This is a genomic window from Mesorhizobium sp. B1-1-5, from assembly GCF_006443065.1.
Taxonomy (GTDB): Bacteria; Pseudomonadota; Alphaproteobacteria; order Rhizobiales; family Rhizobiaceae; genus Mesorhizobium.
In genome coordinates, this window is record NZ_VFWS01000021.1 from 38939 (window position 1) to 61813 (window position 22875).

17 protein-coding genes and 1 pseudogene are annotated in these 22875 nt (G+C 63.6%); 9 read left to right on the forward strand and 9 right to left on the reverse strand.

The genetic code is table 11. The features are described 5' to 3' along the window. Positions 1-77: 77 nt before the first annotated feature. The gene (locus tag FJ980_RS10360) at positions 78-908 is read right to left on the reverse strand and encodes a UDP-2,3-diacylglucosamine diphosphatase (RefSeq protein ID WP_140542802.1); all 831 of its coding nucleotides are present in this window, start codon (positions 906-908) and stop codon (positions 78-80) included. 121 nt (positions 909-1029) lie between these two features. Between FJ980_RS10360 and FJ980_RS10365 the strand changes: the two genes are divergently transcribed. The 3 genes from FJ980_RS10365 (at position 1030) to FJ980_RS10375 (ending at position 5622) form a co-directional block, all read left to right on the forward strand. Then, entirely contained in the window at positions 1030-1809 is a 780-nt protein-coding gene (locus FJ980_RS10365; protein WP_140542803.1) for an SDR family oxidoreductase, read from the forward strand. 162 nt (positions 1810-1971) lie between these two features. Continuing rightward, positions 1972-4296, forward strand: a complete 2325-nt coding sequence (locus FJ980_RS10370; protein ID WP_140542804.1) for an NADP-dependent malic enzyme — start codon at positions 1972-1974, stop codon at positions 4294-4296. Between the two features lie 102 nt (positions 4297-4398). Next, a complete protein-coding gene (locus tag FJ980_RS10375; protein WP_140542805.1) occupies positions 4399-5622 on the forward strand; it encodes a DUF2865 domain-containing protein in 1224 nt (407 codons plus the stop codon). Here the strand turns inward: FJ980_RS10375 and gltX are convergent. Then, entirely contained in the window at positions 5540-6913 is a 1374-nt protein-coding gene (gltX, locus tag FJ980_RS10380; protein WP_140542806.1) for a glutamate--tRNA ligase, read from the reverse strand. The genes FJ980_RS10375 and gltX overlap by 83 nt on opposite strands. A gap of 710 nt (positions 6914-7623) precedes the next feature. Here gltX and FJ980_RS10385 point away from each other — a divergent pair. Next, the gene (locus FJ980_RS10385) at positions 7624-11400 is read left to right on the forward strand and encodes a vitamin B12-dependent ribonucleotide reductase (protein ID WP_140542807.1); all 3777 of its coding nucleotides are present in this window, start codon (positions 7624-7626) and stop codon (positions 11398-11400) included. Between the two features lie 278 nt (positions 11401-11678). Here the strand turns inward: FJ980_RS10385 and FJ980_RS10390 are convergent, their stop codons facing one another. Beyond that, on the reverse strand, positions 11679-12794 hold the full coding sequence (locus FJ980_RS10390) for an Ldh family oxidoreductase (protein ID WP_140542808.1): 1116 nt from the start codon (positions 12792-12794) through the stop codon (positions 11679-11681). Between the two features lie 112 nt (positions 12795-12906). Between FJ980_RS10390 and FJ980_RS10395 the strand changes: the two genes are divergently transcribed. Next, complete coding sequence (locus tag FJ980_RS10395) at positions 12907-13113, forward strand: type II toxin-antitoxin system HicB family antitoxin (protein ID WP_140542809.1); 207 nt, start codon at positions 12907-12909, stop codon at positions 13111-13113. Between the two features lie 62 nt (positions 13114-13175). Beyond that, positions 13176-13538 (forward strand): annotated as a pseudogene (locus FJ980_RS10400) (VOC family protein); the annotation flags it as partial. Positions 13539-13952: 414 nt separating this feature from the next. Here FJ980_RS10400 and FJ980_RS10405 read toward each other — a convergent pair. The 3 genes from FJ980_RS10405 to FJ980_RS10415 form a co-directional block, all read right to left on the reverse strand. Then, on the reverse strand, positions 13953-15092 hold the full coding sequence (locus FJ980_RS10405; protein ID WP_140542810.1) for a GH25 family lysozyme: 1140 nt from the start codon (positions 15090-15092) through the stop codon (positions 13953-13955). 153 nt (positions 15093-15245) lie between these two features. Then, positions 15246-16031, reverse strand: coding sequence for a phosphodiester glycosidase family protein (locus tag FJ980_RS10410; RefSeq protein WP_140542811.1), 786 nt, complete (start codon positions 16029-16031; stop codon positions 15246-15248). Between the two features lie 48 nt (positions 16032-16079). Then, on the reverse strand, positions 16080-16952 hold the full coding sequence (locus FJ980_RS10415) for an undecaprenyl-diphosphate phosphatase (protein WP_140542812.1): 873 nt from the start codon (positions 16950-16952) through the stop codon (positions 16080-16082). Positions 16953-17156: 204 nt separating this feature from the next. Between FJ980_RS10415 and FJ980_RS10420 the strand changes: the two genes are divergently transcribed. Next, positions 17157-18086 carry a hypothetical protein gene (locus tag FJ980_RS10420; RefSeq protein WP_140542813.1) on the forward strand — a complete coding sequence of 310 codons (930 nt, stop codon included), beginning with the start codon at positions 17157-17159 and terminating at the stop codon, positions 18084-18086. 20 nt (positions 18087-18106) lie between these two features. On the opposite strand, the gene FJ980_RS10425 is transcribed toward FJ980_RS10420, so the two are convergent. The 3 genes from FJ980_RS10425 to FJ980_RS10440 form a co-directional block, all read right to left on the reverse strand. Further along, positions 18107-18319, reverse strand: coding sequence for a hypothetical protein (locus tag FJ980_RS10425; RefSeq protein WP_140542814.1), 213 nt, complete (start codon positions 18317-18319; stop codon positions 18107-18109). A 278-nt stretch (positions 18320-18597) separates the two neighbouring features. Next, positions 18598-18993: a GFA family protein gene (locus FJ980_RS10435; RefSeq protein ID WP_140542816.1), complete on the reverse strand. Its 396-nt coding sequence runs from the start codon at positions 18991-18993 to the stop codon at positions 18598-18600. 118 nt (positions 18994-19111) lie between these two features. Further along, a complete protein-coding gene (locus FJ980_RS10440) occupies positions 19112-19360 on the reverse strand; it encodes a ParB N-terminal domain-containing protein (RefSeq protein WP_140542817.1) in 249 nt (82 codons plus the stop codon). A 286-nt stretch (positions 19361-19646) separates the two neighbouring features. Between FJ980_RS10440 and FJ980_RS10445 the strand changes: the two genes are divergently transcribed. Both FJ980_RS10445 and FJ980_RS10450 read left to right on the forward strand, forming a co-directional pair. Then, positions 19647-21287 carry a N,N-dimethylformamidase beta subunit family domain-containing protein gene (locus FJ980_RS10445; protein WP_140542818.1) on the forward strand — a complete coding sequence of 547 codons (1641 nt, stop codon included), beginning with the start codon at positions 19647-19649 and terminating at the stop codon, positions 21285-21287. 1 nt (position 21288) lies between these two features. Continuing rightward, positions 21289-22671, forward strand: a complete 1383-nt coding sequence (locus FJ980_RS10450) for an aspartate aminotransferase family protein (RefSeq protein WP_140542819.1) — start codon at positions 21289-21291, stop codon at positions 22669-22671. The last annotated feature ends 204 nt before the right edge of the window (positions 22672-22875 follow it).

A 22875-nucleotide genomic window follows, 5' to 3' on the forward strand; every position in this document is an offset into this window, starting at 1 on the left:
GGAAGGGGCTGGGGAAGCGAGCGCGGCCAGCGTGAGCGCGAAGGCAATAGCCTGAACCGGGAAAAAGGCAGCCGCGCTCAAGCCGCCTGAGCCGCCCTGCCCTTCAGGTCGATGATGTCGATTGGCACCAGCGCTTCATTGCCGGCCGACGCCTCTGGCAGCACATGCGCCCAGGTCAGGATTTCCATGCGGCCGTCGAAATGCTCGACCACCGCCGTGCAGCTTTCCACCCAGTCGCCGGTGTTGATGTACTGCACATCGCCGTAATTCTCGATCGCGGCGTGATGGATGTGGCCGCAGATCACGCCGTCGACATGCGAGCGCCGCGCCTCTTCCGAAAGCACGGTCTGGAACGAGCCGATGAAGTTCACCGCCTTCTTCACCTTGACCTTGGCCCATGACGAGAACGACCAGTAAGGCAGGCCGAGCAGGTGGCGCAGCTTGGTCACCGCGCGGTTGATCAGCATCGCCGCGTCATAGGCATAGTCGCCGAGATAGGCCAGCCAGCGCTGGTTGTGCACCACCGTGTCGAACTGATCGCCATGGATGACCAGCAGGCGCCGGCCGTCGGCGGTCTCGTGGATGGCGCGGTCGGCGACGACGATGCCGCCGAAATGCACGCCCTGGAACTGGCGGGCGAATTCGTCGTGATTGCCGGCGATATAGGTGATCGAGGCGCCCTTGCGCGCCTTGCGCAGAAGCTTCTGCACAACGTCATTGTGGCTCTGCGGCCAGTGCCAGTTGCGCCGCAGCCGCCAGCCGTCGACGATATCGCCGACCAGATAGATGATCTCGGCGTCGTGATGACGCAGGAAGTCGATCAGGAAATCGGCCTTGGCCGCTTTCGAGCCGAGATGCACGTCGGAAATGAACAGGGCGCGGAAAGTGCGGGGCTCTGGGTCTGACATCACGATTTTACCCTTTGCTTTCGCGTGCCTATGCCCCGATTCATGCAACAACCGTATGACGGTTGCGGTTGGTCCAGCCCAAGCGCTAGCTTGCGCGCAACACAATCAGGAGAAAACCGTCATGGATCTCGGCATTCGCGGCAAGAAAGCCATCGTCTGCGCCTCGAGCAAGGGACTGGGGCGAGGCTGCGCCATGGCGCTTGCCGAAGCCGGCGTCGACCTCGTCGTCAACGGCCGCAACGCCGAACTCGTGGCCAAGACCGCCAAGGAGATCCGCGATCTATTCGGCGTCGATGTCATCGAAGTTGCCGGCGACGTGTCGAAGCCCGAGGTGCAGAAAGCGATGCTCGCCGCCTGCCCCAACCCCGACATCCTGGTCAACAACAATGGCGGCCCGCCGCTGCGCGATTTTCGCGAGCTCGACCGCAGCAAGATCCTTGAGGGCGTGACGCAGAACATGGTCACGCCGATCGAGCTCATCCAGGCGGTTATCGACGGTATGGCCAAGCGCGGCTTCGGCCGCATCATCAACATCACCTCGCTGTCGGTCTATGTGCCGATCCCCGGTCTCGACCTGTCGTCCGGCGCGCGCGCCGGCCTGACCTCATTCCTCGCCGGCGTGGCGCGCACGGTCATGGACCGCAACGTCACCATCAACAGCCTGCTGCCCGGCAAGCTCGACACCGACCGGCTGCGCGGCCCGCACGAGGCCGGCACTCCGGAAGATCCGGCCGCGGCCGCCGCGCGCAAGGCCCGCATCAGCGCCGACGTGCCGGCAAAACGTCTCGGCACGCCGGAGGAATTCGGCCAGGTCTGCGCCTTCCTATGCTCGGTCCATGCCGGCTATCTCACCGGCCAGAACATCCCGGTCGACGGCGGCCTCTACGTCAGCGCGTTCTGACCGCCGCCGATCAAAAGGCTTGAGACTCACAGCCCAACCGTCTGGAATCGTTTGAGTATTTTCGCTCCGGCATTGTGAAGGCCGCAGTCCGCTATTTGCCGTCGCGAAAACTCTCCGGCACATGCTAAAAGGCTCCCAAATCAGGAACAGAGGGAGGGCCGGATGGACGGCGAGAACAAGAAAACGGCCCGGTCGGACCTCGACGAGGCGGCCCTCTTCTTCCACAAGCACCCGACGCCGGGAAAGCTCGAGATCCAGGCGACGAAGCCGCTCGGCAACCAGCGCGACCTGGCGCTTGCCTATTCGCCGGGCGTGGCAGCGCCCTGCCTCGAGATCCGCGACGATCCCGCCACCGCCGCCGACTACACCGCTCGAGCCAACCTCGTCGGCGTCGTCTCCAACGGCTCCGCCGTGCTTGGGCTCGGCAATATCGGCCCGCTCGCCTCCAAGCCGGTCATGGAAGGCAAGGCGGTGCTGTTCAAGAAGTTCGCCGGCATCGACGTCTTCGACATCGAGATCGACGCGCCGGAGATCGAGCGGATGGTCGAGACGGTGGCGGCGCTCGAGCCGACCTTCGGCGGCATCAACCTCGAGGACATCAAGGCGCCTGAATGTTTCGAGGTCGAGGAGCGGCTGAAAGCCCGCATGGGCATTCCGGTCTTCCACGACGACCAGCACGGCACCGCGATCATCGTCGCAGCCGCGGTGCTCAACGGGCTGGAACTGGCCGGCAAGGCGATTTCCGACATCAAGATCGTCACGTCCGGCGCGGGTGCGGCGGCGCTCGCCTGCCTCAACCTTTTGGTCTCGCTCGGCGCCAGGGTGGAAAACATCTGGGTTACCGACCGTTTCGGCGTCGCTCATAAGGGTCGCGTCGAAGAGATGGATCGCTGGAAGGATCCCTATGTGAAGGATACCGAGGCGCGCACGCTGGCCGACGTCATCTCCGGCGCCGACGTCTTTCTCGGCCTTTCCGCCGCCGGGGTGCTGAAGCCGGAGTTGCTGCAGCACATGACGCCGAAACCGCTGATCCTGGCTTTGGCCAATCCCAATCCCGAGATCATGCCGGAAGTGGCGCGCGCCGCGCGGCCGGACGCCATGATCTGCACCGGGCGCTCGGATTTTCCCAATCAAGTCAACAACGTGCTGTGCTTTCCTTACATCTTCCGCGGCGCGCTCGATTGCGGCGCCAGCGCCATCAACGAGGAGATGAAGATGGCGGCCGTGCGGGCGATCGCCGCCCTTGCCCGCGAGGAGCCTTCGGATGTCGCGGCGCGCGCCTATTCCAGCGAGACGCCGATTTTCGGCCCCGATTTCCTGATCCCCTCGCCCTTCGATCCGCGCCTTATCCTGCGCATCGCGCCGGCGGTGGCGAAGGCTGCCTGCGACACCGGCGTCGCGACGCGGCCGATCGCCGATTTCACCGCCTATATCGACAAGCTCAACCGCTTCGTCTTCCGCTCCGGCCTGGTGATGAAGCCGGTGTTCTCCTCCGCCAAAACCTCGAGCGCCAAGCGCGTCATCTATGCCGACGGCGAGGACGAGCGCGTGCTGCGCGCCGCGCAAGTGGTGCTGGAGGAAGGAATCGCCGAACCGACCCTGATCGGCCGCCCGCATGTGGTCGAGGTCAGGCTGAAGCGTTATGGCCTGCGCATCCGTCCGGGCGTCGATTTCGCCCTGATCAATCCGGAGGACGATCCGCGCTACCGCCATTATGTCGACCTTTTGATCGAACTGGCCGGCCGGCGCGGCATAACGACGGAGGCCGCCCGCACCATGGTGCGCACCGACAACACGGTGATTGCGGCCCTGGCGCTGAAGCGCGGCGACGCGGACGCCATGGTCTGCGGCCTCGAAGGCCGCTTCGAACGGCATCTGCGCAATGTCGCGCTGATCATCGGGCCTCGCGCCGGCATCAAGGACCGCGACCTGTCGACGCTGTCGATGCTGATCTCGCAGCGCGGCATCATCTTCCTCACCGACACGCATGTCTCGGTCGATCCGACGGCGGAGGAGATCGCCGAGATGACGGTGCTGGCGGCGGAGGAAATCCAGCGCTTCGGCATCGAGCCGAAGGCAGCACTTCTGTCGCATTCGGATTTCGGCTCGCGCGATTCCCCGAGCGCGCTGAAGATGCGCCGCGCGGCGGAAATCCTCGGCCGCATCGCGCCCGGCTTGCAGTGCGACGGCGAGATGCATGCCGATACCGCATTGTCGGAGCATCTGCGCCAGCGCGTCTATCCGCATTCGCGGCTGAAGGGCGAAGCCAATCTTCTGGTCTTCCCGAACCTCGATTCGGCCAACATCACGCTGACGGCTTTGCGCGCCATGATGGACGCGCTGCATGTCGGGCCGATCCTGCTCGGCACCGACAAGCCCGCGCATATATTGACGCCGTCCGTAACCTCGCGCGGCGTCGTCAACATGACCGCGCTTGCGGTGGTCGAGGCGGCGCATAAGGCGCAGGCGCTTGTCGACCTGAATTGAGGCGACGCGCCAAAGCGCAATTGTGTCGAGTAGCAGACTAAGGGAACAGTTAACCACGAACGCGATAGTCTTCCGGCCACGGGCAATCGGGATTCCAGGCGAATGAAGGGGCTGAAGCTGACGCATCTTGCGACGCTGCTTGCAGCGCTTACAGGTTCAGCTGTCGCCGTCGCTGAAACCCAGGCCGCCTCTCGCACATGCCGGCACCTCAAAGCTGAACTCGCCACCGCCCGCGGTGGTGGCGGAGGCCCCGGCATCGTGCGCAAATACGACGATGCCATCCGGCGCCAGAGCGAGCAGCTTGCCAAGGCCCGCGGCCGGGCAAGCGACGCCGGTTGCGGCTTCACGCTGTTTTCGCGCAATGTCAGCCAATGCGCGGCGATCAACGCCTCGATTGAGCGCATGAACGCCAATCTGGACACCTTGCAGGCCAAGCGCGAGCGGCTGGCCGCCGGCGGCACGCGGCGCGACCGCAGCCGCATCCTGGCGGCGCTCGATGCCAATGGCTGCCGCGACGACGAGATCGCGCCGCGCCGCGCGCCGCTTCGGGAGGCGGCCCGCGACAATGGCGGCGGCAATCTGTTCGAGCAGCTTTTCGGCCGCCAGGACCAGCAGCTCGAAACGCCCGATGCCCCCGATATGCCGGACTCGGCGGAGGTGCCGCCTGATGATCCGAGCGTGCGCAACATCCGCCGTGTCATCAACCAGCCGGACGGCATGGATCTGCCCCGGCTGGGCGGCGAATTCCATACGATGTGCGTGCGCACCTGCGACGGCTATTTCTTCCCGATGTCGAATGCCGCTTCCATCGGTGACTTCGAGCGCGACCAGAAGAATTGCGAATCGAGCTGCCCAGGTACCGAGATGCAGGTCTTCTATTCGCGCGGAATGGACGACGACTCTGGCTCGATGACCTCGTCGGCGACAGGTCAATCCTATAGCGAGCTGCCGACCGCCTATCTCTACAAGCAGGCCAATTACTCGCGCCCGCCCACCTGCGGCTGCAACGCGCAGGCCGGCAATTTCACGATCATCGGCGGCAACCCGCCCGATCCCGAACAGTCGCAGCCGAACGGCGGGGCAGCGCCTTTCATTCCGAAGCCGGCGGTCAAACCCGATCCGGGCGCCGATCCGGAAACACTCGCCGATGCCGAAGGCAGGCTTGACCAGGACGCGATCAGGCGGCTGATCACCAAGGTGCCGGTGTCGCCGGTCTCGGCGCTGCCGCCCGATCAGCGCAAAGTCAGGGTCGTCGGGCCAGCGTTCCTTCCCGACCCATCAGCGGCAATAGATCTGAAAGCTCCGGCCCCGAAGTCCGCCCGGTAAGGGCCAACCTCAGCGGCATGAACAACGGCTTGCCCTTGCGGCCGGTGGCTTCCTTGATCTTGCCGGTCCAGTCTTTCCACACCGTGCCGTTCCACGGCTCCTCGGGGAGAACGTCGAACGCCTGATTGAGGAAATCGCGGTCTTCGCCGGAAAACTCGGCCGGTTCCTGCGGGCCTTCGCTCAGGATGCGCCACCACGCGACCGCGTCCGACAGGCGGTCGAGATTGCCGCGCACGGCAAGCCAGAACGGCTCGGCCTTGTCGCCGGAAATGCCCAGCACCATCAGCCGGTCGCGCGCTTCCTCGAACGACATGCGATGCATCAGTGTGCGGTTGAGCACGAAGAGCTCGTCCGGGTCGAATTTGGAGGCTGACTTGGACGTCGCCGCCGGGTCGAAATGGCCGGCAAGCTCGTTGAGATCATGCGCGGCGGTGACATTTTCCGACGTGCCGACAAGCACCGCCAGCGAAGCGACGGCTATCGGTTCGATGCCGTCCTCGCGCAGGCTTTCGATCGACAGCGCGCCGGTGCGCTTCGACAACCCCTCGCCCGACACTGTGGTGAGCAAATTGTGGTGGCCGAAGACCGGCGGCTCGGCGCCCAGCGCCTTGAAGATGGCGATCTGCACGCCGGTGTTGGTGACATGGTCGTCGCCGCGGATGACATGGCTGACACCCATCTCGATGTCGTCGACCACCGAGGGCAGCGTGTAGAGGTAGGTGCCGTCCTCGCGCACCAGGACAGGATCCGACAGTGAGGCGAGGTCGACCGTCTCCTCGCCGCGCACCAGGTCGTTCCAGCGTACCTCGGTGCGCTCCGGCTGCAGCGGGTCGTTGGTGTAGTTGGGCAGCAGGAAACGCCAATGCGGCCGGCGGCCATCCGACTGGTACTCGGCCACCTGCTCCGGCGTCAGCGTCAGCGCCTCGCGGCCATAGACCGGCGGCAGGCCGCGCGTGCGGCGCACCTTGCGGCGCAGGTCGAGCTCTTCCGGCGTCTCGTAGCAGGCATAAAGCACCCGCGCCGCCTTCAGCCGCTCGACCGCAGCGTCATAAATCTCGAAGCGGCGCGACTGGTATTCGGTGACATCCGGGAAGATGCCCAGCCAATGCAGGTCGTAAAGAATGGAATCGGCATATTCCTGCGTCGAGCGGGCAATGTCGGTGTCGTCGAAGCGCTGGATGAAACGGCCCTTGTTGTTCATGGCGAAAAGCCAGTTGAACAGCGCGGTCCGCGCATTGCCGATATGGATGCGGCCGGTCGGCGATGGGGCGAAACGTACGGTAACTGTCATGAGCGGGGCGTAGCGGATGCTTTTGGTGTTGACAAGGCGCGCCCCCGCGCGAACGCAACAGATAGTGCAAGCCAGCTAAAATGAAAAGCCATCGGCCCGACACGGTTGCCCGCCCGGCCGATCACCGCGTCAAGCGCCTGCAAAGCCGGGCTTCGCATGTCCCCGTTATCCACATATGTGACACACAAGATGTTGGGGTCATAAAAGCTACGCAAACGAATCCTTGACGGGTCGGAACGAGTCGCTTTTTATAGGCCATGCGCTCCTGTAGCGGGCGCGACCGGAGAGTTCTGAGGCCGGTCTTTTTCCCGGATTTTGTGCGTTTTGCCCGGATTTCCGCCTGTTCACGAGGCCGGCGGAAGCGTTGGGATCGTTAGGGCTTGGGTGGGCGAAAGGGAGAATTGTCGGCCTGGAAAAAATGATCTGTTAACACTATATTTAGTGTTTGCAGGCAGGCTCGACGCTAGATAGTGTGAACCTCCCTCTACGTAGGGAATCGACAAAAGTTTCAGTTCGAGGGGCCCGCGGGTCGGCCGGCAACCTGGGTAAGCGCCTGGAAAGGCGTTTGCTTGTCTGCATGGCGGCGCCTGCGACGAGGAGAGTGTCGGCGTCGCCCGCGATGCCGGCAAACGGCGGACTGCGCTTTTCGCCATGTAGGGCAGCAATCCCTTGGGAAAAGCGCTATATATAGACACAAAGGAACGGGACCAATGCGCATCGAGCGTCGCTTCACCAAGCCAGATCAGTCTGCCTATGCGGAGATTGAATTCCGCAAGGCTTTGTCGGAGATCAAGAATCCCGACGGCTCGGTGGTGTTCCGCCTGGACAATATCGATGTGCCGGCGCAGTTCAGCCAGGTCGCGGCCGACATCCTGGCGCAAAAGTATTTCCGCAAGGCCGGCGTGCCGGCACGCCTGAAGAAGGTTGAGGAGAACGACGTCCCCTCCTTTCTGTGGCGTTCGGTTGCCGACGAGGCCGAGCTCGCCAAGCTGCCCGAGGCCGAGCGCTATGGTTCGGAAACCGACGCCCGCCAGGTTTTCGATCGCCTCGCCGGCACATGGACCTACTGGGGATACAAGGGCGGCTACTTCAAATCCGAGGATGACGCTCGCGCCTTCCGCGACGAGCTCGCCTATATGCTCGCCACCCAGCGCGTCGCGCCGAACTCGCCGCAATGGTTCAACACCGGCCTGCACTGGGCCTATGGCATTGACGGCCCGAGTCAGGGCCACTTCTATGTCGACCCCTTTACCGGCAAGCTGACCAAGTCGAAGTCCTCCTACGAGCACCCGCAGCCGCATGCCTGCTTCATCCAGGGCGTGCAGGACGACCTCGTCAACGAGGGCGGCATCATGGACCTGTGGGTGCGTGAAGCGCGCCTGTTCAAATACGGCTCCGGCACCGGCTCGAACTTCTCGATGCTGCGCGGTGAGGGCGAAAAACTTTCCGGCGGCGGCCGCTCGTCCGGCCTGATGAGCTTCCTCAAGATCGGCGACCGCGCGGCGGGCGCCATCAAGTCGGGCGGCACGACGCGCCGCGCGGCGAAAATGGTCATTGTCGACGCCGACCACCCGGATATCGAGGACTTCATCGACTGGAAGGTCAATGAGGAGCAGAAGGTCGCCTCGCTGGTGACCGGCTCCAAGATCGTCAAGAAGCATCTCGAAGCCATCATGAAGGCCTGCGTCAATTGCGAAGGCCATGACGACGCCTGCTTCGACCCGGCGCTGAATACCGCGCTGAAGCGCGAGATCAAGGCGGCCAAGAAGGACGCCGTGCCGGAGAACTACATCTACCGCGTCATCCAGTTCGCGCGCCAGGGCTACACCTCGATGTCGTTCAAGACCTACGACACCGACTGGGATTCGGACGCCTATCTCACCGTCTCCGGCCAGAACTCCAACAATTCGGTGTCGCTGAAGGACAACTTCCTGCGCGCCGTCGAGGCGGATGGCGACTGGCAGCTCACCGCCCGCAAGGACGGCAAGGTGCTGAAGACGCTGAAGGCGCGCGACCTGTGGGAAAAGATCGGCTACGCCGCCTGGGCTTCCGCCGATCCGGGCCTGCACTTCAACACGACGATGAACGACTGGCACACCTGCGCCTCCGCCGGTGCGATCCGGGCTTCCAACCCGTGCTCGGAATACATGTTCCTCGACGACACGGCCTGCAACCTCGCCTCGATCAACCTTTTGCCCTACCGCCGCGAAGACGGCACGATCGACATCGCCGCTTACGAGCATACCGTTCGGCTGTGGACCGTCGTGCTCGAAATCTCGGTGATGATGGCGCAGTTCCCGTCCAAGGAGATCGCCAAGCTCTCCTACGACTACCGCACGCTCGGCCTCGGCTACGCCAATATCGGCGGCCTGCTGATGACCTCGGGCATTCCTTACGACTCCGACGAGGGCCGCGCCATCTGCGCCGCGCTCACCGCCATCATGACCGGCGTCGCCTACTCGACCTCGGCCGAAATGGCCGCCGAGCTCGGCGCCTTCCCGGACTATGACCGCAACGCCCAGAACATGCTGCGCGTCATGCGCAATCACCGCCGCGCCGCTTACGGCGACAAGGACGGCTACGAGAAGCTCGCCGTCAACCCGGTGCCGCTGGTCGCCTCCGACCTGAAGCAGCAGGCTTTGGCCGAGCATGCCCGCGCCGCCTGGGACCGCGCCATCGAGCTCGGCGAGGAACATGGCTACCGCAATGCGCAGGCAACCGTCATCGCGCCGACTGGCACGATCGGCCTCGTCATGGATTGCGACACAACCGGCATCGAGCCCGACTTCGCGCTGGTGAAGTTCAAGAAGCTCGCCGGCGGCGGCTACTTCAAGATCATCAACCGCGCCGTGCCGGAAGCGCTGCGCACGCTGGGCTATTCCGAGAGCCAGATCGCCGAGATCGAGGCCTATGCCGTCGGCCACGGCAACCTCAACCAGGCGCCCGGCATCAACCCCTCCTCGCTGAAGGCCAAGGGTTTTAGCGACGAAAAGATCGCGGCGCTGAATGCGGCGCTGAAGTCGGCCTTCGACATCAAGTTCGTGTTCAACCAGTGGACGCTCGGCGCCGACTGGGTGAAGGAGACGCTCGGCTTCACCGACGAGCAGCTCGGCGACATCTCCTTCGAGATGCTGCCGGCTCTCGGCTTCTCGAAGAAGGACATCGACGCCGCCAACATCCATGTCTGCGGTGCGATGACCTTGGAAGGCGCGCCCTTCCTCAAGGCCGAGCACCTGCCGGTGTTCGACTGCGCCAGCCCCTGCGGCAAGATCGGCAAGCGCTCGCTCTCGATCAACAGCCACATCCTGATGATGGCGGCAGCGCAGCCCTTCATCTCGGGCGCCATCTCCAAGACCATCAACATGCCGAACGAGGCGACGGTCGAGGACGCCAAGAACGCCTACATGCTGTCCTGGAAGCTGGCGCTGAAGGCCAACGCGCTTTATCGCGACGGCTCCAAGCTGTCGCAGCCGCTCAACGCCTCGCTGCTCGCCGATGGCGAGGAGGACGAGGACGAGGCGGTCGAGCAGCTGATCGCGGCGCCCGCCGCGCAGCGCGCCGTGCAGGTGACGGAAAAGATCGTCGAGCGCGTGATCGAGCGGCTCTACCGCGACCGCGAGAAACTGCCGAACCGCCGCAAGGGCTACACCCAGAAGGCCGTCGTCGGCGGCCACAAGGTGTATCTCAGGACGGGCGAATTCGACGACGGCCGCCTGGGCGAGATCTTCATCGACATGCACAAGGAGGGCGCCGCCTTCCGCGCGATGATGAACAACTTCGCCATCGCCATCTCGCTCGGCCTGCAATATGGCGTGCCGCTCGACGAATATGTCGAGGCCTTCACCTTCACCAAGTTCGAGCCGGCCGGCATGGTGCAGGGCAACGACGCGATCAAGAACGCGACGTCGATCCTCGACTATGTGTTCCGCGAGCTCGCCGTCTCCTATCTCGGCCGCCACGACCTCGCCCATGTCGACCAGTCGGATTTCGACAAGACGGCGCTCGGCCGCGGCATCACCGAAGGCAAGGCGACGCCCTTCTCCAAGGGCCTCTATCGCGGCGCCTCGCCGGTGAAGCTGGTGTCCGCTGCTGGTTCAGACCCGAAGGGTTTCGGCGGCTCGGGGCCGTCGACCGCCCCAGCCCGCGCTGCGCCCACCGCCTTCTCAGGCTCGAACGTGCTGGCGCTGAAGCCGGCAAGCGACGAGGCCATCGCCTACAAGCGCGACTATGAGGAGCGCGCCAGGGAACTGGCCGAGGATATGGTGGAAGAAGAAGCCGAGGCCGCCGGCGGCGCCGAAGCGCTGTTCACCGACGCCGCCGCCAACGAGGCGGCCGAGGCGAAGAAGCTCGCCGCGACAAGGCGCCAGCAATCGCTTCTCCAGGGCTACACCGGCAACGAATGCTCCGAGTGCCACAACTTCACCATGGTGCGGAACGGCACCTGCGAGAAGTGCGACACGTGCGGAAGCACGAGCGGGTGCAGCTGAAAAGCTTCGCGAAATTCCTTCTACGGCTAATTAGTCCCGCGCTCAGGGCGCAGGACTTTCATTGGAAATGGACTCGACGCGATATCAGATCTTTTTCAAGCTCAAGGCTTCAGATTGGAGAACGAGCGACGAATGGTTATGCAGACTTTGCTGGAGTTGGATTGCATTCCATCCAGTATGGAGTTCTGCTTCGGACGAAGACACTTTTGAATCTATCACACTGTTATCGACGGTCGCGACGGGTAAGCCGGTGCTTGGTTCCTGATTAACCGGCCTTGCTACGCAAGCGTTGCCGGAACTGGCAAAGCCTTTTCGTTCGCCAGTTCACTGAGCCGCAGCCAAGTCGCACGGTCGACCAGCACGCCAGTTTCGGACCGTCGCATTTTTTCAAGTTTTTCGGGATCGCCCGGCGCCATAACTTGGCCGCCGGCGACGCTCTCACAAGCACGAAGCTTAGTGACGAGACTTGAAGCGACTTCCAGCAGCGGTGCCATACCGCGAAAGCGTGCTCCGTCCAGCACCAAGAAAAAGTGACCTAATGGGCTGGGCTGGCCCCTGCTGACATCATTTAAAGCCGGCAAGGTAACGGCTGCAGCGCTGCCCGTGAACATCGTGCATAGCAACTCAACCATTGTTGCCAGTCCGGCGCCTTTGTATCCATATTCGACCCCTCCCAGCGGTAGTAGGGATACCGCACGATGCGGATCGGTCGTCATCCGCCCCTCTTGATCAACCGCGACGTCCTCTGGCAATTGAGTGCCGGTATCGCGCCTGAGGTATATCCGGTTGAGAGGGATAGAGCTTGTCGCCGTGTCCAGCAGCACGGGTTCTTCGCGTTCAAGCGGAACCGCGAAGGCAATCGGATTCGTTCCATGGAAAGGCTCTCGTCCGGAATGCGCGACAACACCTGGACCGGATTGCGTGAAACCGAAGGTTACGAAACCCTGGGACGCACCATGGAGAGCGTATGTCCCTGTGGCGCCATGGTGTGACGTGCGGTGGACGGCAACGGCTCCAATACCGGTCTCTTTCGCGAGCACGATCGCTTCATTAACCGCGCGGTAGCTAGCGACATGACCGAACCCACCGTCTGCATCCACAACGCCCAAGCCTGGCGCGACTTTCGAGTATTTGATATTGGCGGACGTATTCAGTCGCCCACCCTTGATCCACTGAACATAAAGCGGGAGGAGACGCACACCGTGGGTATCAACACCGCGAAGCGATGCTTCCGACAGTGCCCGGGCACAGGCCGCGGCAGCGGACTCCGAAGCACCATGGCTTTGCAAAACAAGGCTGCAGAATGCCTCTAAGGCTGCGTGACGAATTTGGACATTTTCGAAGGTTTCCATATTACAAACCCAGTCTTTGTTCCAGTCATCGTCGGCGATCAAACAGATTTCAGCAAAGATAAGCGGCGAACAACGGACGGCGCCGTCGCCGATCGCACGGATGAAACCGTCGGCCCACCAACGGAGCCTACTATATGTGAACGGAAATAGCGCAATGCTTTATGCTGTGATCATCGAAAAAGCCGGAAATAACTTTTCCGCATATGTGCCCGACCTGCCAGGCTGCATCGCTACCGGAGCGACGGTAGCTGAAGTGGAAACCGAAATCCGTGATGCGATCCGCTTCCACATCGAAAGTCTGCGTGCCGACGGACTGGGTGTGCCGAAAGGCGTCAGCCTGGCCGAGTATGTAGAGGCATAGCTGCCGCCAGCCACGCCGACCCTGGGTAAGGCCTCGCTGCCAAACGCACCCATTGACCGACAATGATCGACCACATCACCATCGAAGTGAACGACTTCGAGAAGAGCAAGCTCTTCTACGAAAAGGCCTTTTCGCCGTTGGGATATCGCCTGTCCTTCGGCAAGGAAGGCGTGTTCTGGGCCTTCGATGTCGGCAATGGCTGCCTGTTCGAGATCCAGAGCACGGGCGAGAAGCCGCCGCTCACCCATCTGCATGTCGCCTTCCGGGTGAAGAGCAAGACGGAGGTGGATGCGTTCTACCGCTCGGCGCTCGAAGCGGGCGCGGCGGACAATGGCGCGCCCGGGCCGCGTCCGGATTATGCGGAGCATTACTACGCCTGCTTCGTGCTCGATCCCGATGGTTATAATATCGAGGCGATGATCAACGGGGGGGTAGGTGGCGGCAAAACCTCCGCTTCGTCATTCCAGGGCGGAGCAAGGAGCGAAGCGACGCGCGCAGACCCTGGAATCCATTCCGTGACTCTGAAGCGTTGCAGCGGGTTCAGAATTCTGCACGGTTGCGCGCTGCGCGGAGGTCACGGAATGGATCCTCGGGTCAAGCCCAGGGACAAGCCCGAGGATGACGACCTGCGCGAGCCGAGGCGTGAGCGCCCTTTCCTTCTCCCCTTTGTGGGAGAAGGTGGATCGGCGCGCAGCGCCGAGACGGATGAGGGGTGTTCCAGCGGAGTGAGACGCTGGCGATCATCAGTCGTTTGCGAAGGTCTGCGTTCCCTGGAGCACCCCTCATCCGGCCGCTTCGCGGCCACCTTCTCCCACAAGGGGAGAAGGAAAAAGCGCCCCTCAATCCGCGTCGGCTATCATCTGCCCGCCGCCCAGCCAGGCGCGCCATTGGCGCTCGTCGCCATGGAAGACGTTGAGGTCGATGCGGCCGCTGACGCCATGCGACAGGCCGGAGCCGGAATACTGCCAAAACAGCCACCTGCGGCCCGGATAAACCTTTGACGGGTGCGCGGCCACGGCGCGCAGCCAGAACGGGTAGTCCTGGAAGGCGCCGCGCAGGTTGTCGCGATAGAAGTCGGGGCTGGTGTAGATGATGGGCCGCTGGCCATAGTGGCGCTCCAGCCTGTCCATGAACACCTGCATTTTTTCCAGCACCTTCTCGCGCGAGGGCCGCCGCTTGCAGGAGGACTCGCCGTTCCACTCGACGTCGATGACCGGCGGCAGCGCGCCGTCGACCTTCGGCACGTTGCGGATGAACCAGTCGGCCTGCTCGCCGGCGGTGCGGCACCAGTAGAAGAAATGATAGGCGCCGCGCTTCAGCCCGGCGGCATCGGCGTTGCGCCAGTTCTTCATGAACATCGGGTCGAGATGGTCGCCGCCATCGGTCGCCTTGATATAGGCGAAGTTGGCGCCCTGGGCGCGTAGCTTCTGCCAGTTGATGTTGCCCTGCCAGCGCGAGACGTCGACGCCGTGCACGGCCAGGTGGCGAGGCGAGGAGCGGCCGAAATTGATCGGCTTGGCGTCGCGGAACGCATAGCGGGTGACCGGACCGGCGAGCATCGCAGGCGCGGCACGCGACAGCCGCTTCGGCGGCGAGACGAGCGCTGCCTCCTGCACCGGCGGCTCGACGCTGTCCGGGAGGTCCGTCGCCGGGAAGTTCACCGTCTCCTCCTCGGCAAGGCCGAAGGGGCGCGAATCTTCATCGCCGGCACGAGCGTTCTCGTCGTCGGGGATCGCATTGTTTTCGTCGAGCAACGGCGCCGGCGGCTTGATGCGCGCGGCGCCCGACATCGACGCGGTCTCGACGGTTCTTTCGGTGACGGCTGTCCTCACGCCCTTCGACACCGGCGCGCTTGGCCGCACAACCGAGCTCGTCGTCTCGTTGGACGGCATCTGCAAGGCATCGACGCCGGACGTGGACGAGCAGCCGGCAAGGCAAAGCGATGCGAGCACGAAACTGACGACGCCAAAATTCCGCATCTTTGACCTGTACGCAAAACAAAACAGACCGAAGGCAGGAACAGCGCCGCCGGAAACCCCATTCCTAATGAGAAATTACCAACAAAGTTTGAATCAAAATTTACCTTTGGCGCGACCGGATGATTCGGGATGGCGCCGAAACGAGCTTCGTGGCTAGCGCCTGAACACGCCGATCATCGGCCCCAGATTCCAGAAATCGTCGTTGCGGCCGATCCCGGGCGCATAGAGGCTCGAGATCGAGCCATCGAGGAAGAGCGCGTTCGGGCAGCCGAGCCGGTCGCGGAACAGCCGCGCGAATTCGTGGAAAGTCACGACATCGTTCGAGATCGCGAAGACCGCGACCCCGTCGGCGCGCACGCCGACGCCATCGCGGATCTTGCGCGAGGTGCCGTCGTAACGGAATTTCGGATGCAGCTTGCCGTCGATGACCAGCATCGGCCCGGACTGCGTGGCATAGTCGACGCGCGGCGGACGCTTGAGATAATCCCTGGTCGCACGCACGCCGGCCCTGCCGGCGCTGAGATAGAAGATGCCGTTGGGCTGCATGGAGAAATTGCCGGTGCCCGATCCCGTCTTCGCCGGCGTGAACTGCTCGCCGCGCTCGACATAGAGGCCGACCGGCGCAAGGTTCGGATGATACATGCCAGCATTGATGCCGAAGAGCATGGTGCGCCCCGTCGCCTGCTGCGCGCTGCGCAGATTGTGCAGCGATCGGTAGAGATCGCCGTCCTTGTTCTTCCAGAACAGCTCGATGGAAAAGTGCTTGGGATCGGTTTCGCAGACCAGATAGGTCGCGTTCTCAAAAACCTGGTTGCGGCACGGCGGCAGCGCCGCCAGCCATTGGCCGAAGCCCATGCCGGCGCCAATTGCCGCCGGCACCGCCGATTTCACCAGCGTCGCCAGCAACGGCACCGATTGCAGCAGCGTCACAAGATCCATCAGCGCACCCGGGCGTCGGCGTCGATTTAGCGGAGTGGGCCGAGACCTCTAGACAAGCCAGCCGGTCGCAACGCCGATCAGCAGCACCACGCCGAGCAGGCCGCGATAGATGACGAACGGCCAGGCGGAGAAGCGCTCGAGCACGCGCATCAGCCCCCATATCGCGAAGAAAGCCGAGATCGAGGCGACGACAAGGCCGACGGCCAGGATCGACCAGCCATGCGCATCGAGATGCACCTTGTGCAGTTCATAGAGCTCCTTGAGGCCGGCCAGCGCGATGGCCGGCAGGCCGAGCAGGAAGGACAGGCGCGCCGCCTCCGGCCGGGCGAAGCCCAGCCCCATCGCCGCCGTCAGCGTCGAGCCCGAGCGCGAGACGCCGGGAATAAGCGCGCCGACCTGGGCGACGCCCACCAGCAGCGCGTCGAGGATCGATGCCTGGCGCAGCACGAGCTTGTGGCTGGCGAAGATCTCGGCGAGCGCCAAAAGGATCGCCATGGCGATACAGGCCCAGCCGATGACGGCCAGCCCCCGCAGCGGCGAATTGCAGGCGTTGAGCACGCCCGAAAGCGCGAGGCCCACAATGACGATCGGGACGGTGGCAAGGACGATGCTGATCGCCAGGCGGAAATAGCGGTCGCCGAAATCGCGGCGCGAGATCGCCGCAACCGAACCGAACAGCACGTCCCTGACATCGCTCCAGAAATAGCTGACCACCGCCGCCAGCGCCGCCAGTTGCATGGCGGCGGAGAAGGCCGAGCCGGGGTCCTGCCAGCCGAGAACGGCCGGCACGATGCGCATATGCGCCGTGGACGAGATCGGCAGCAATTCGGTGATGCCTTGCACGATGCCGAGAAATGCCACCTTGGCATAACCCAGGCCGACAAAGCCGGTATCCAGTCCTTGAGTGCAGACGTCGGTCATCCCGGTCCTTTCCTCGTGCCCCAATCATTTTGGGGGCAAAAAGTGAATCGTCATTCGAAAAGCCTGGAGGACAGGCTTAGCCTCACGATAGCGTGATTCCAACTCACGGATTTGTAAGGTGCCGCTAATCTTGCTTGACAATGGCCGCCTCCACATTATCATTCGCTAATCTTACACTGTAAGGCAAATTGGAGGAGCATCACGATGTCGACAGCCGCCCTCTCGGAACTGCAACCAGCGGTGCCGCCGCAAACGCACGTCCCGGACATCGCGATCGAGGTGGTGTCGCGCGATTTCAGCCGCGCCATCGAACGCGCCGACGTCGCCGCCTGGCTCGACCTCTACGGAGCGGCGCCGGCGGACTTCGCGGCGCAGCACGGGCTTTCGATCGCAAGCGACGGCGACCTTGTGTGGACCACCTGCACGACGATCCCGTTCATTCATTTCAACTGCGTGAAGAATATCGGCGTCGATGGGCCGGCGACGGAAGAACAGGTCGACGCGCTGCTCGCGCACTACCGCGCGGCCGGCGTCATGCGGCCTTGGTTCTATACCAACCCGCATACCGAGCCGTCGCGGCTGAGATGCTGGCTGGAAGCGCGCGGGATGCAGCAGCAAGGCGGCTGGGAGCGCATCTATCGCGACGCGACATCGCTGCCGGACGAACCGCTTTTCACGGGCGACCCGCTGATCCCGGTTGACGATCTGATGGTCGAGGAGGTCACGCCCAGGACAGCCTCGGAATGGGCATCTTTCATCGATGCCAAATACAGGCTCCCTACCTCGCCCTGGCTGATGGCGCTTGTCGGCCGCAAGGGCTGGCATCATTACATGCTGAAACGCAGGGGCGCGGTCGCCGCCGTGCGCTCGTTCTTCATCTCAGACGGGGCCGCCTGGAGCGGCATCGACGCGCCGGTGCCGGGCATCATGGCGCCGAGCTTCGATCTTGACGCCATGCTTGGCGAAAGGCTGGTCCGCGACGGCATAGCCGCCGGCGCGAAACTGTTTGTCGCCGATATCGAGGCGCCGCGCCCCGACCGCGACGGGCCGGCCTATCGCAACTACGACCGGCTCGGCTTCAAGCTCGCCTATTTGCGTAGCCATTACAGTTACTTGCCCGCGAATTCGAGCTGACCAATTTCCCTGGAGTTGCCTCAGCGGTACAACCACTGCTTCAGGCAGCCTCTTGCCACCACATGCGCTGGCGGCACCGAAGCCTGATCGATGCGGGAATCCTCGCTCGCCCTCTCGCGAGCCTTTTCCAGAAGCAGGCGAAGCTCGGCCGGGCGCACGCGGTCGCGCGCCATCACGAGTTGGACCATCGGGTCGTTCAAAAGCTCGTCCAGGGTGTTGATGCTCTCGCTCATCCGTCGCCTCCTCGATGCCTTCCCGCACGGCGCTTAGATAGGCAGCCAATGATGGCCCGCCAATGACGCTTTGCCGGCTATCTCGTGAATCGAAGATGAAATTTTTGTGCAGTTTTTCCTTCTCCCCGTGTGGGCCCCGTGTGGGAGAAGGTGGCCGCGAAGCGGCCGGATGAGGGGTGCTCCAGGGAAAGCCAACGTCTCACTCCGCTGGAACACCCCTCTTCCGTCTCGGCGCTACGCGCCGATCCACCTTCTCCCACAAGGGGAGAAGGAAAATCCTACGCCGGCGGCGCGCCTTCATATTGCGGCAGGCCATCGTCGAGCATCACCCAGGGCTGCTTCGAGGCGGTCCAGAAATGCATGTCCGGCTTGAACAGGGACGGGTCGTCGAGCGATCCGGAGGTGACGCCGAGAATGCCCCTGGAATCGCGGCGCGAGAACAAAGTCGTGCCGCAAACCGGACAGAAGCCGCGCTTGAGGTCTGGCGTGGAATTGATCGTCGCCACCGGTCCTTCGATCGTCACGTCGTCGATGCGGAACAGGAGCCGAGCATTGAAGGCGGCGCCGATCGCTCTCTGGCAGATGCGGCAATGGCAGACGCGTTCGTTAATCGGCTCGGCCTCGGCCCTGTAGCGCACCGCGCCGCAAAGGCATCCGCCTTCATACTTGGTCATTGTAAGGATCCTGTTCGCGGAATGTCGGGACGCTCTAGCCGCCCGTACGGCCGCGTCAATCAAAAAGCTTTGATGGAAGGCGATCGCTAACGCTGATGGGCCCGACGGGAACGAGAAATCAGTGGCGCTTGGCCTGCACGAGATAAGCGTCGATCATGGTCTCGCCGAGCCATTTCGCGGCTTCGAGCCGGTGCAACCCTTCGACCAGAACGTGGCGCTTTCCGTCGTGCCGCACCTGGATCGGCGTCTTCATGCCGTTTTCGAGAATATCCTCGGCAAGATGGCGCACCGTCTCGGGATGCAGCGTCTTGCGGCGTGCCGTCGGCACGTAGATGTCATCGACCTTGACCTTTTGCACACGCAGCATGTCGGCTCCCTGTGGGAAATCTTGCGCCAGGGTCTGTCGAGATTCAGGTCAGGCCGAGCCGAGAAAGGCGGTTCCCGAGAACCGGAGCGGAGCGTACTTAAAGTACGTGAGCACCGGAAGCGCAGGGAACTGCCATCCGCAGGCCGGTCTCACCTGAATATCGGTAGACCCGAGGATGAAGTAACTCGTTTGCCGGACATCGCCAAGCGCCCCTGGCCCGATGCTTTCCATTTGACGCTTGGCCGGCCAATGGTCTCAATGACGGCCTCGTGATTTCAGGTGTTCCTTGACGCAACTGCCCAGTGAATTCCCCGATTTCGGGCTGACGCCCGAACAGCGCCGCGAGGCGGTGCGCGGCCACTATTACGAATGGCCGGGAATGGATGGCTCAAGCGGCGAGATCTGGTGCTACAGCGACCGGTTTTCCTATCGTCCGGGCGAGACGGTAACGCTCTTCGTCAGCGCGTCGACGCCGCAATTCAGCCTTGCCGTCATTCGCGACGGCGACGGCGAAACAAAAGTCTTCGAGGGAGCGGGCCTGTCGGCGCGCTGGCAAGATACGCCCGACCAATGCTCTGTCGAAGGCTGCGGCTGGGAGGCCTCGTTCGAATTCCGCGTCGGCGACGACTGGCCGTCCGGCGCCTACCGCGCGACCCTCTCGGCCGAAGGCCGCGACGGCACGCCGATCCATAGCCACCATCTCTTCATTGTCACACCCCTGCCCGGCCGAAAAGCGGGCCGCCTGCTGCAGGTCGCCGCTACCGGCACCTGGCTCGCTTACAACACATGGGGCGGCTCGAACCACTATCAGGGCATCACCGGTCCGAACCGCGATCAATACGCCACGACAGTGTCGATTGAGCGCCCCTGGTGCCGCGGCTTCGTCGTGCTGCCCAAGGATGCGCCACGCGTGCCGCTGGAAGTAACGGTGCCGCCGAAGACGGTGCCACGCTATCCGCATATGGAATGGGCCTTCGCCACTGGACATTCGAAGAAATATGCATCTTCGGGCTGGGCGAGCTATGACAGCCATTTCTTCCGCTTCGCCGAGCGCACCGGCTATCAGGTCGATCTCGCCAGCCAGCACGAATTGCATTTCTCGCCCGAAATCCTCGACGACTATGACTGTGTCGTCTTCGTCGGCCACGACGAATACTGGACCTGGGAGATGCGCGACGCCGTCGACACCTATGTCGAGCGCGGCGGACATGCGGCGCGCTTCGCCGGCAATTTCATGTGGCAGACGAGGCTGGAGGACCAAGGCCGCCGCCAGGTCTGCTACAAATACAAGGCACGCGCGGAAGACCCCGCCTATCGCGGCGGCGACGTCACCCGCGCCACCAATTCCTGGGAAGCGCCCGAGATCGGCCGTCCCGGCAGCGCCACCTTCGGCCTCAATGCGACCAGAGGCGTCTATGCCGGCTGGGGCGGCTGCGCGCCGCGCGGCGTGCGCGGCTTCCCGGTCTACCGTCCCGAGCACTGGGCCTTCGCCGGCACCGGCATCTATTATGGCGACCTGCTCGGCGCCGACAGCCATGTCTATGGCTATGAGGTCGACGGGCTCGACTTCGAGATCCGCGGCGGCCTGCCTTACCCGACCGCGACCAGCGGCGCGCCGGACGGCTTGCAGGTGCTGGCCGTCGGCATGGCAAGCCAAGTCGAGGAAAGCGCCGACATCCCGATCGAGGACCAGTTCCTCGCCGACGAGGATGGCCGCTTCACCGCCGAAACGTTGTTCGGCGAGGCCAGCGACGCCAATCTCGACAAGGTCAAACGCGGCAACGGCATGATCGTCAATTTCCCTCGCGGCAAAGGCGAGGTATTCCATGCCGGAAGCTGCGAATGGGTCGCCGGCCTGCTAAGGCAGGACGCGATGGTCGAACGCGTGACCAAAAATGTTCTCGACCGCTATCTCGGAAAGTCCTGACATGTCGAAACCGGAAGTCCAGCCCGCAGCAGAGGCCGATGCGCGGCCGCCGTCGCATCTGTTCTACCTCTCCAGCCTGCGCCGGCCGCTGGTCGACCGCGCCGAGGGTATCTATTTCTGGACGAAGGACGGCCGCCGCTTCATCGACGGCTCGAGCGGGCCGATGGTCGCCAATATCGGCCATTCCAACCGCAACGTGCTCGACGCCATGAAGCGGCAGATGGACAAGACCACCTTCGCCTATCGGTTGCATTTTGAGAACGAGCCCGCCGAAGAGCTGGCGCGCGCGCTGGCCGGCAAGCTGCCCGAAGGCACGGACCGCATCTTCTTCGTTTCCGGCGGCTCGGAAGCGACCGAATCCTGCATCAAGCTCGCCCGCCAATGGGCGGTCGCCACCGGCCAGCCGAAGCGCTGGAAGGTGATCGCCCGCTTCCCCTCCTATCATGGCGGCACGCTGGGCTCGCTTTCCGTCACCGGCGACGACGCGCTCGCCGAAACCTTCACGCCGATGATGCGGGTCATGCCGACAGTGCCTGCGCCCACAGCCTGGCGCGACCGCGACAACCTTTCGTTGGAACAGCGCGGTATCCGCTACGCCGATATGCTGGAGGAGAAGATTCTCGCAGAAGGCCCGGAAAGCGTTTTGGCCTTCATCATGGAGCCGGTCGGCGGTGCTGCGACCGCAGCCCTTGTCGCGCCCGACAGCTACTATCCGCGCATCCGCGAAATCTGCGACCGCTACGGCATTCTTCTGATTCATGACGAAGTGATGAGCGGCGCCGGCAGGACTGGCAAGTTCCTCGGCGGCGACCACTGGAACTGCAGGCCCGACATCGTCGCCCTTTCGAAGGGCCTGGGCTCGGGCTATGCGCCGCTCGGCGCCCTCGCCGCGCCGATGCGCCTGGTCGAGCCGCTGCTGGCCTCCGGCGGCTTCCAACACGGCCATACCTATGCCGGCAATCCGCTCGCCTGCGCCGCCGGACTCGCCGTGCTCGGCGAGATGGACCGGCTCGACCTCATCGCCAACGCCGCGGCGATGGGCGAGGTGCTGATGGCAGAGTTGAAGGGCTTGCAAAAGCGCTTCCCCTTCATCGCCGACGTGCGCGGCAAGGGTCTGCTCACCGGCGCCGAAATGGTCGCCGATCCCGAGACTTTGAAGCCCATCGACCCGGCCAGCAAGGCGACGCAGCGCCTGCTCGACCACGCCTATGCGCGCGGCCTGATCATCTACGGCCGCAAGGTCAAGGGCGGCGTCGACGGCGACAATTTCATGGTGGCGCCGCCGATGATCATCACCAGAGACCAGATCGGCGAGATGATTTCCATCATCGGAGATTCGCTGGCGGCTCTGGCGGAGGAACTCGATCTGCCGGTGGAGGGATAGTGGCGTTTTGAGGCAAAGCCAAGCTGAGATGCTTGCGATCCTTCGCACCCCCCTCTGGCCTGCCGGCCATCTCCCCCTCGAGGGGGGAGATCAGCAGCTTCGGCGCTGCCGCCGATTCTGCAACGCTGAAAATTGGCGAAATCGAAAAACACAGCTGATCTCCCCCCTTGCGGGGGAGATGGCCGGCAGGCCAGAGGGGGGTGC

Bases quoted from the DNA above. Each gene is read 5' to 3' on its own strand.
- FJ980_RS10360 (WP_140542802.1), bottom strand. From the start codon at position 908: ATGTCAGACCCAGAGCCCCGCACTTTCCGCGCCCTGTTCATTTCCGAC.
- FJ980_RS10365 (WP_140542803.1), top strand. From the start codon at position 1,030: ATGGATCTCGGCATTCGCGGCAAGAAAGCCATCGTCTGCGCCTCGAGC.
- FJ980_RS10370 (WP_140542804.1), top strand. From the start codon at position 1,972: ATGGACGGCGAGAACAAGAAAACGGCCCGGTCGGACCTCGACGAGGCG.
- FJ980_RS10375 (WP_140542805.1), top strand. From the start codon at position 4,399: ATGAAGGGGCTGAAGCTGACGCATCTTGCGACGCTGCTTGCAGCGCTT.
- gltX (WP_140542806.1), bottom strand. From the start codon at position 6,913: ATGACAGTTACCGTACGTTTCGCCCCATCGCCGACCGGCCGCATCCAT.
- FJ980_RS10385 (WP_140542807.1), top strand. From the start codon at position 7,624: ATGCGCATCGAGCGTCGCTTCACCAAGCCAGATCAGTCTGCCTATGCG.
- FJ980_RS10395 (WP_140542809.1), top strand. From the start codon at position 12,907: ATGCTTTATGCTGTGATCATCGAAAAAGCCGGAAATAACTTTTCCGCA.
- FJ980_RS10405 (WP_140542810.1), bottom strand. From the start codon at position 15,092: ATGCGGAATTTTGGCGTCGTCAGTTTCGTGCTCGCATCGCTTTGCCTT.
- FJ980_RS10410 (WP_140542811.1), bottom strand. From the start codon at position 16,031: ATGGATCTTGTGACGCTGCTGCAATCGGTGCCGTTGCTGGCGACGCTG.
- FJ980_RS10415 (WP_140542812.1), bottom strand. From the start codon at position 16,952: ATGACCGACGTCTGCACTCAAGGACTGGATACCGGCTTTGTCGGCCTG.
- FJ980_RS10420 (WP_140542813.1), top strand. From the start codon at position 17,157: ATGTCGACAGCCGCCCTCTCGGAACTGCAACCAGCGGTGCCGCCGCAA.
- FJ980_RS10425 (WP_140542814.1), bottom strand. From the start codon at position 18,319: ATGAGCGAGAGCATCAACACCCTGGACGAGCTTTTGAACGACCCGATG.
- FJ980_RS10435 (WP_140542816.1), bottom strand. From the start codon at position 18,993: ATGACCAAGTATGAAGGCGGATGCCTTTGCGGCGCGGTGCGCTACAGG.
- FJ980_RS10440 (WP_140542817.1), bottom strand. From the start codon at position 19,360: ATGCTGCGTGTGCAAAAGGTCAAGGTCGATGACATCTACGTGCCGACG.
- FJ980_RS10450 (WP_140542819.1), top strand. From the start codon at position 21,289: ATGTCGAAACCGGAAGTCCAGCCCGCAGCAGAGGCCGATGCGCGGCCG.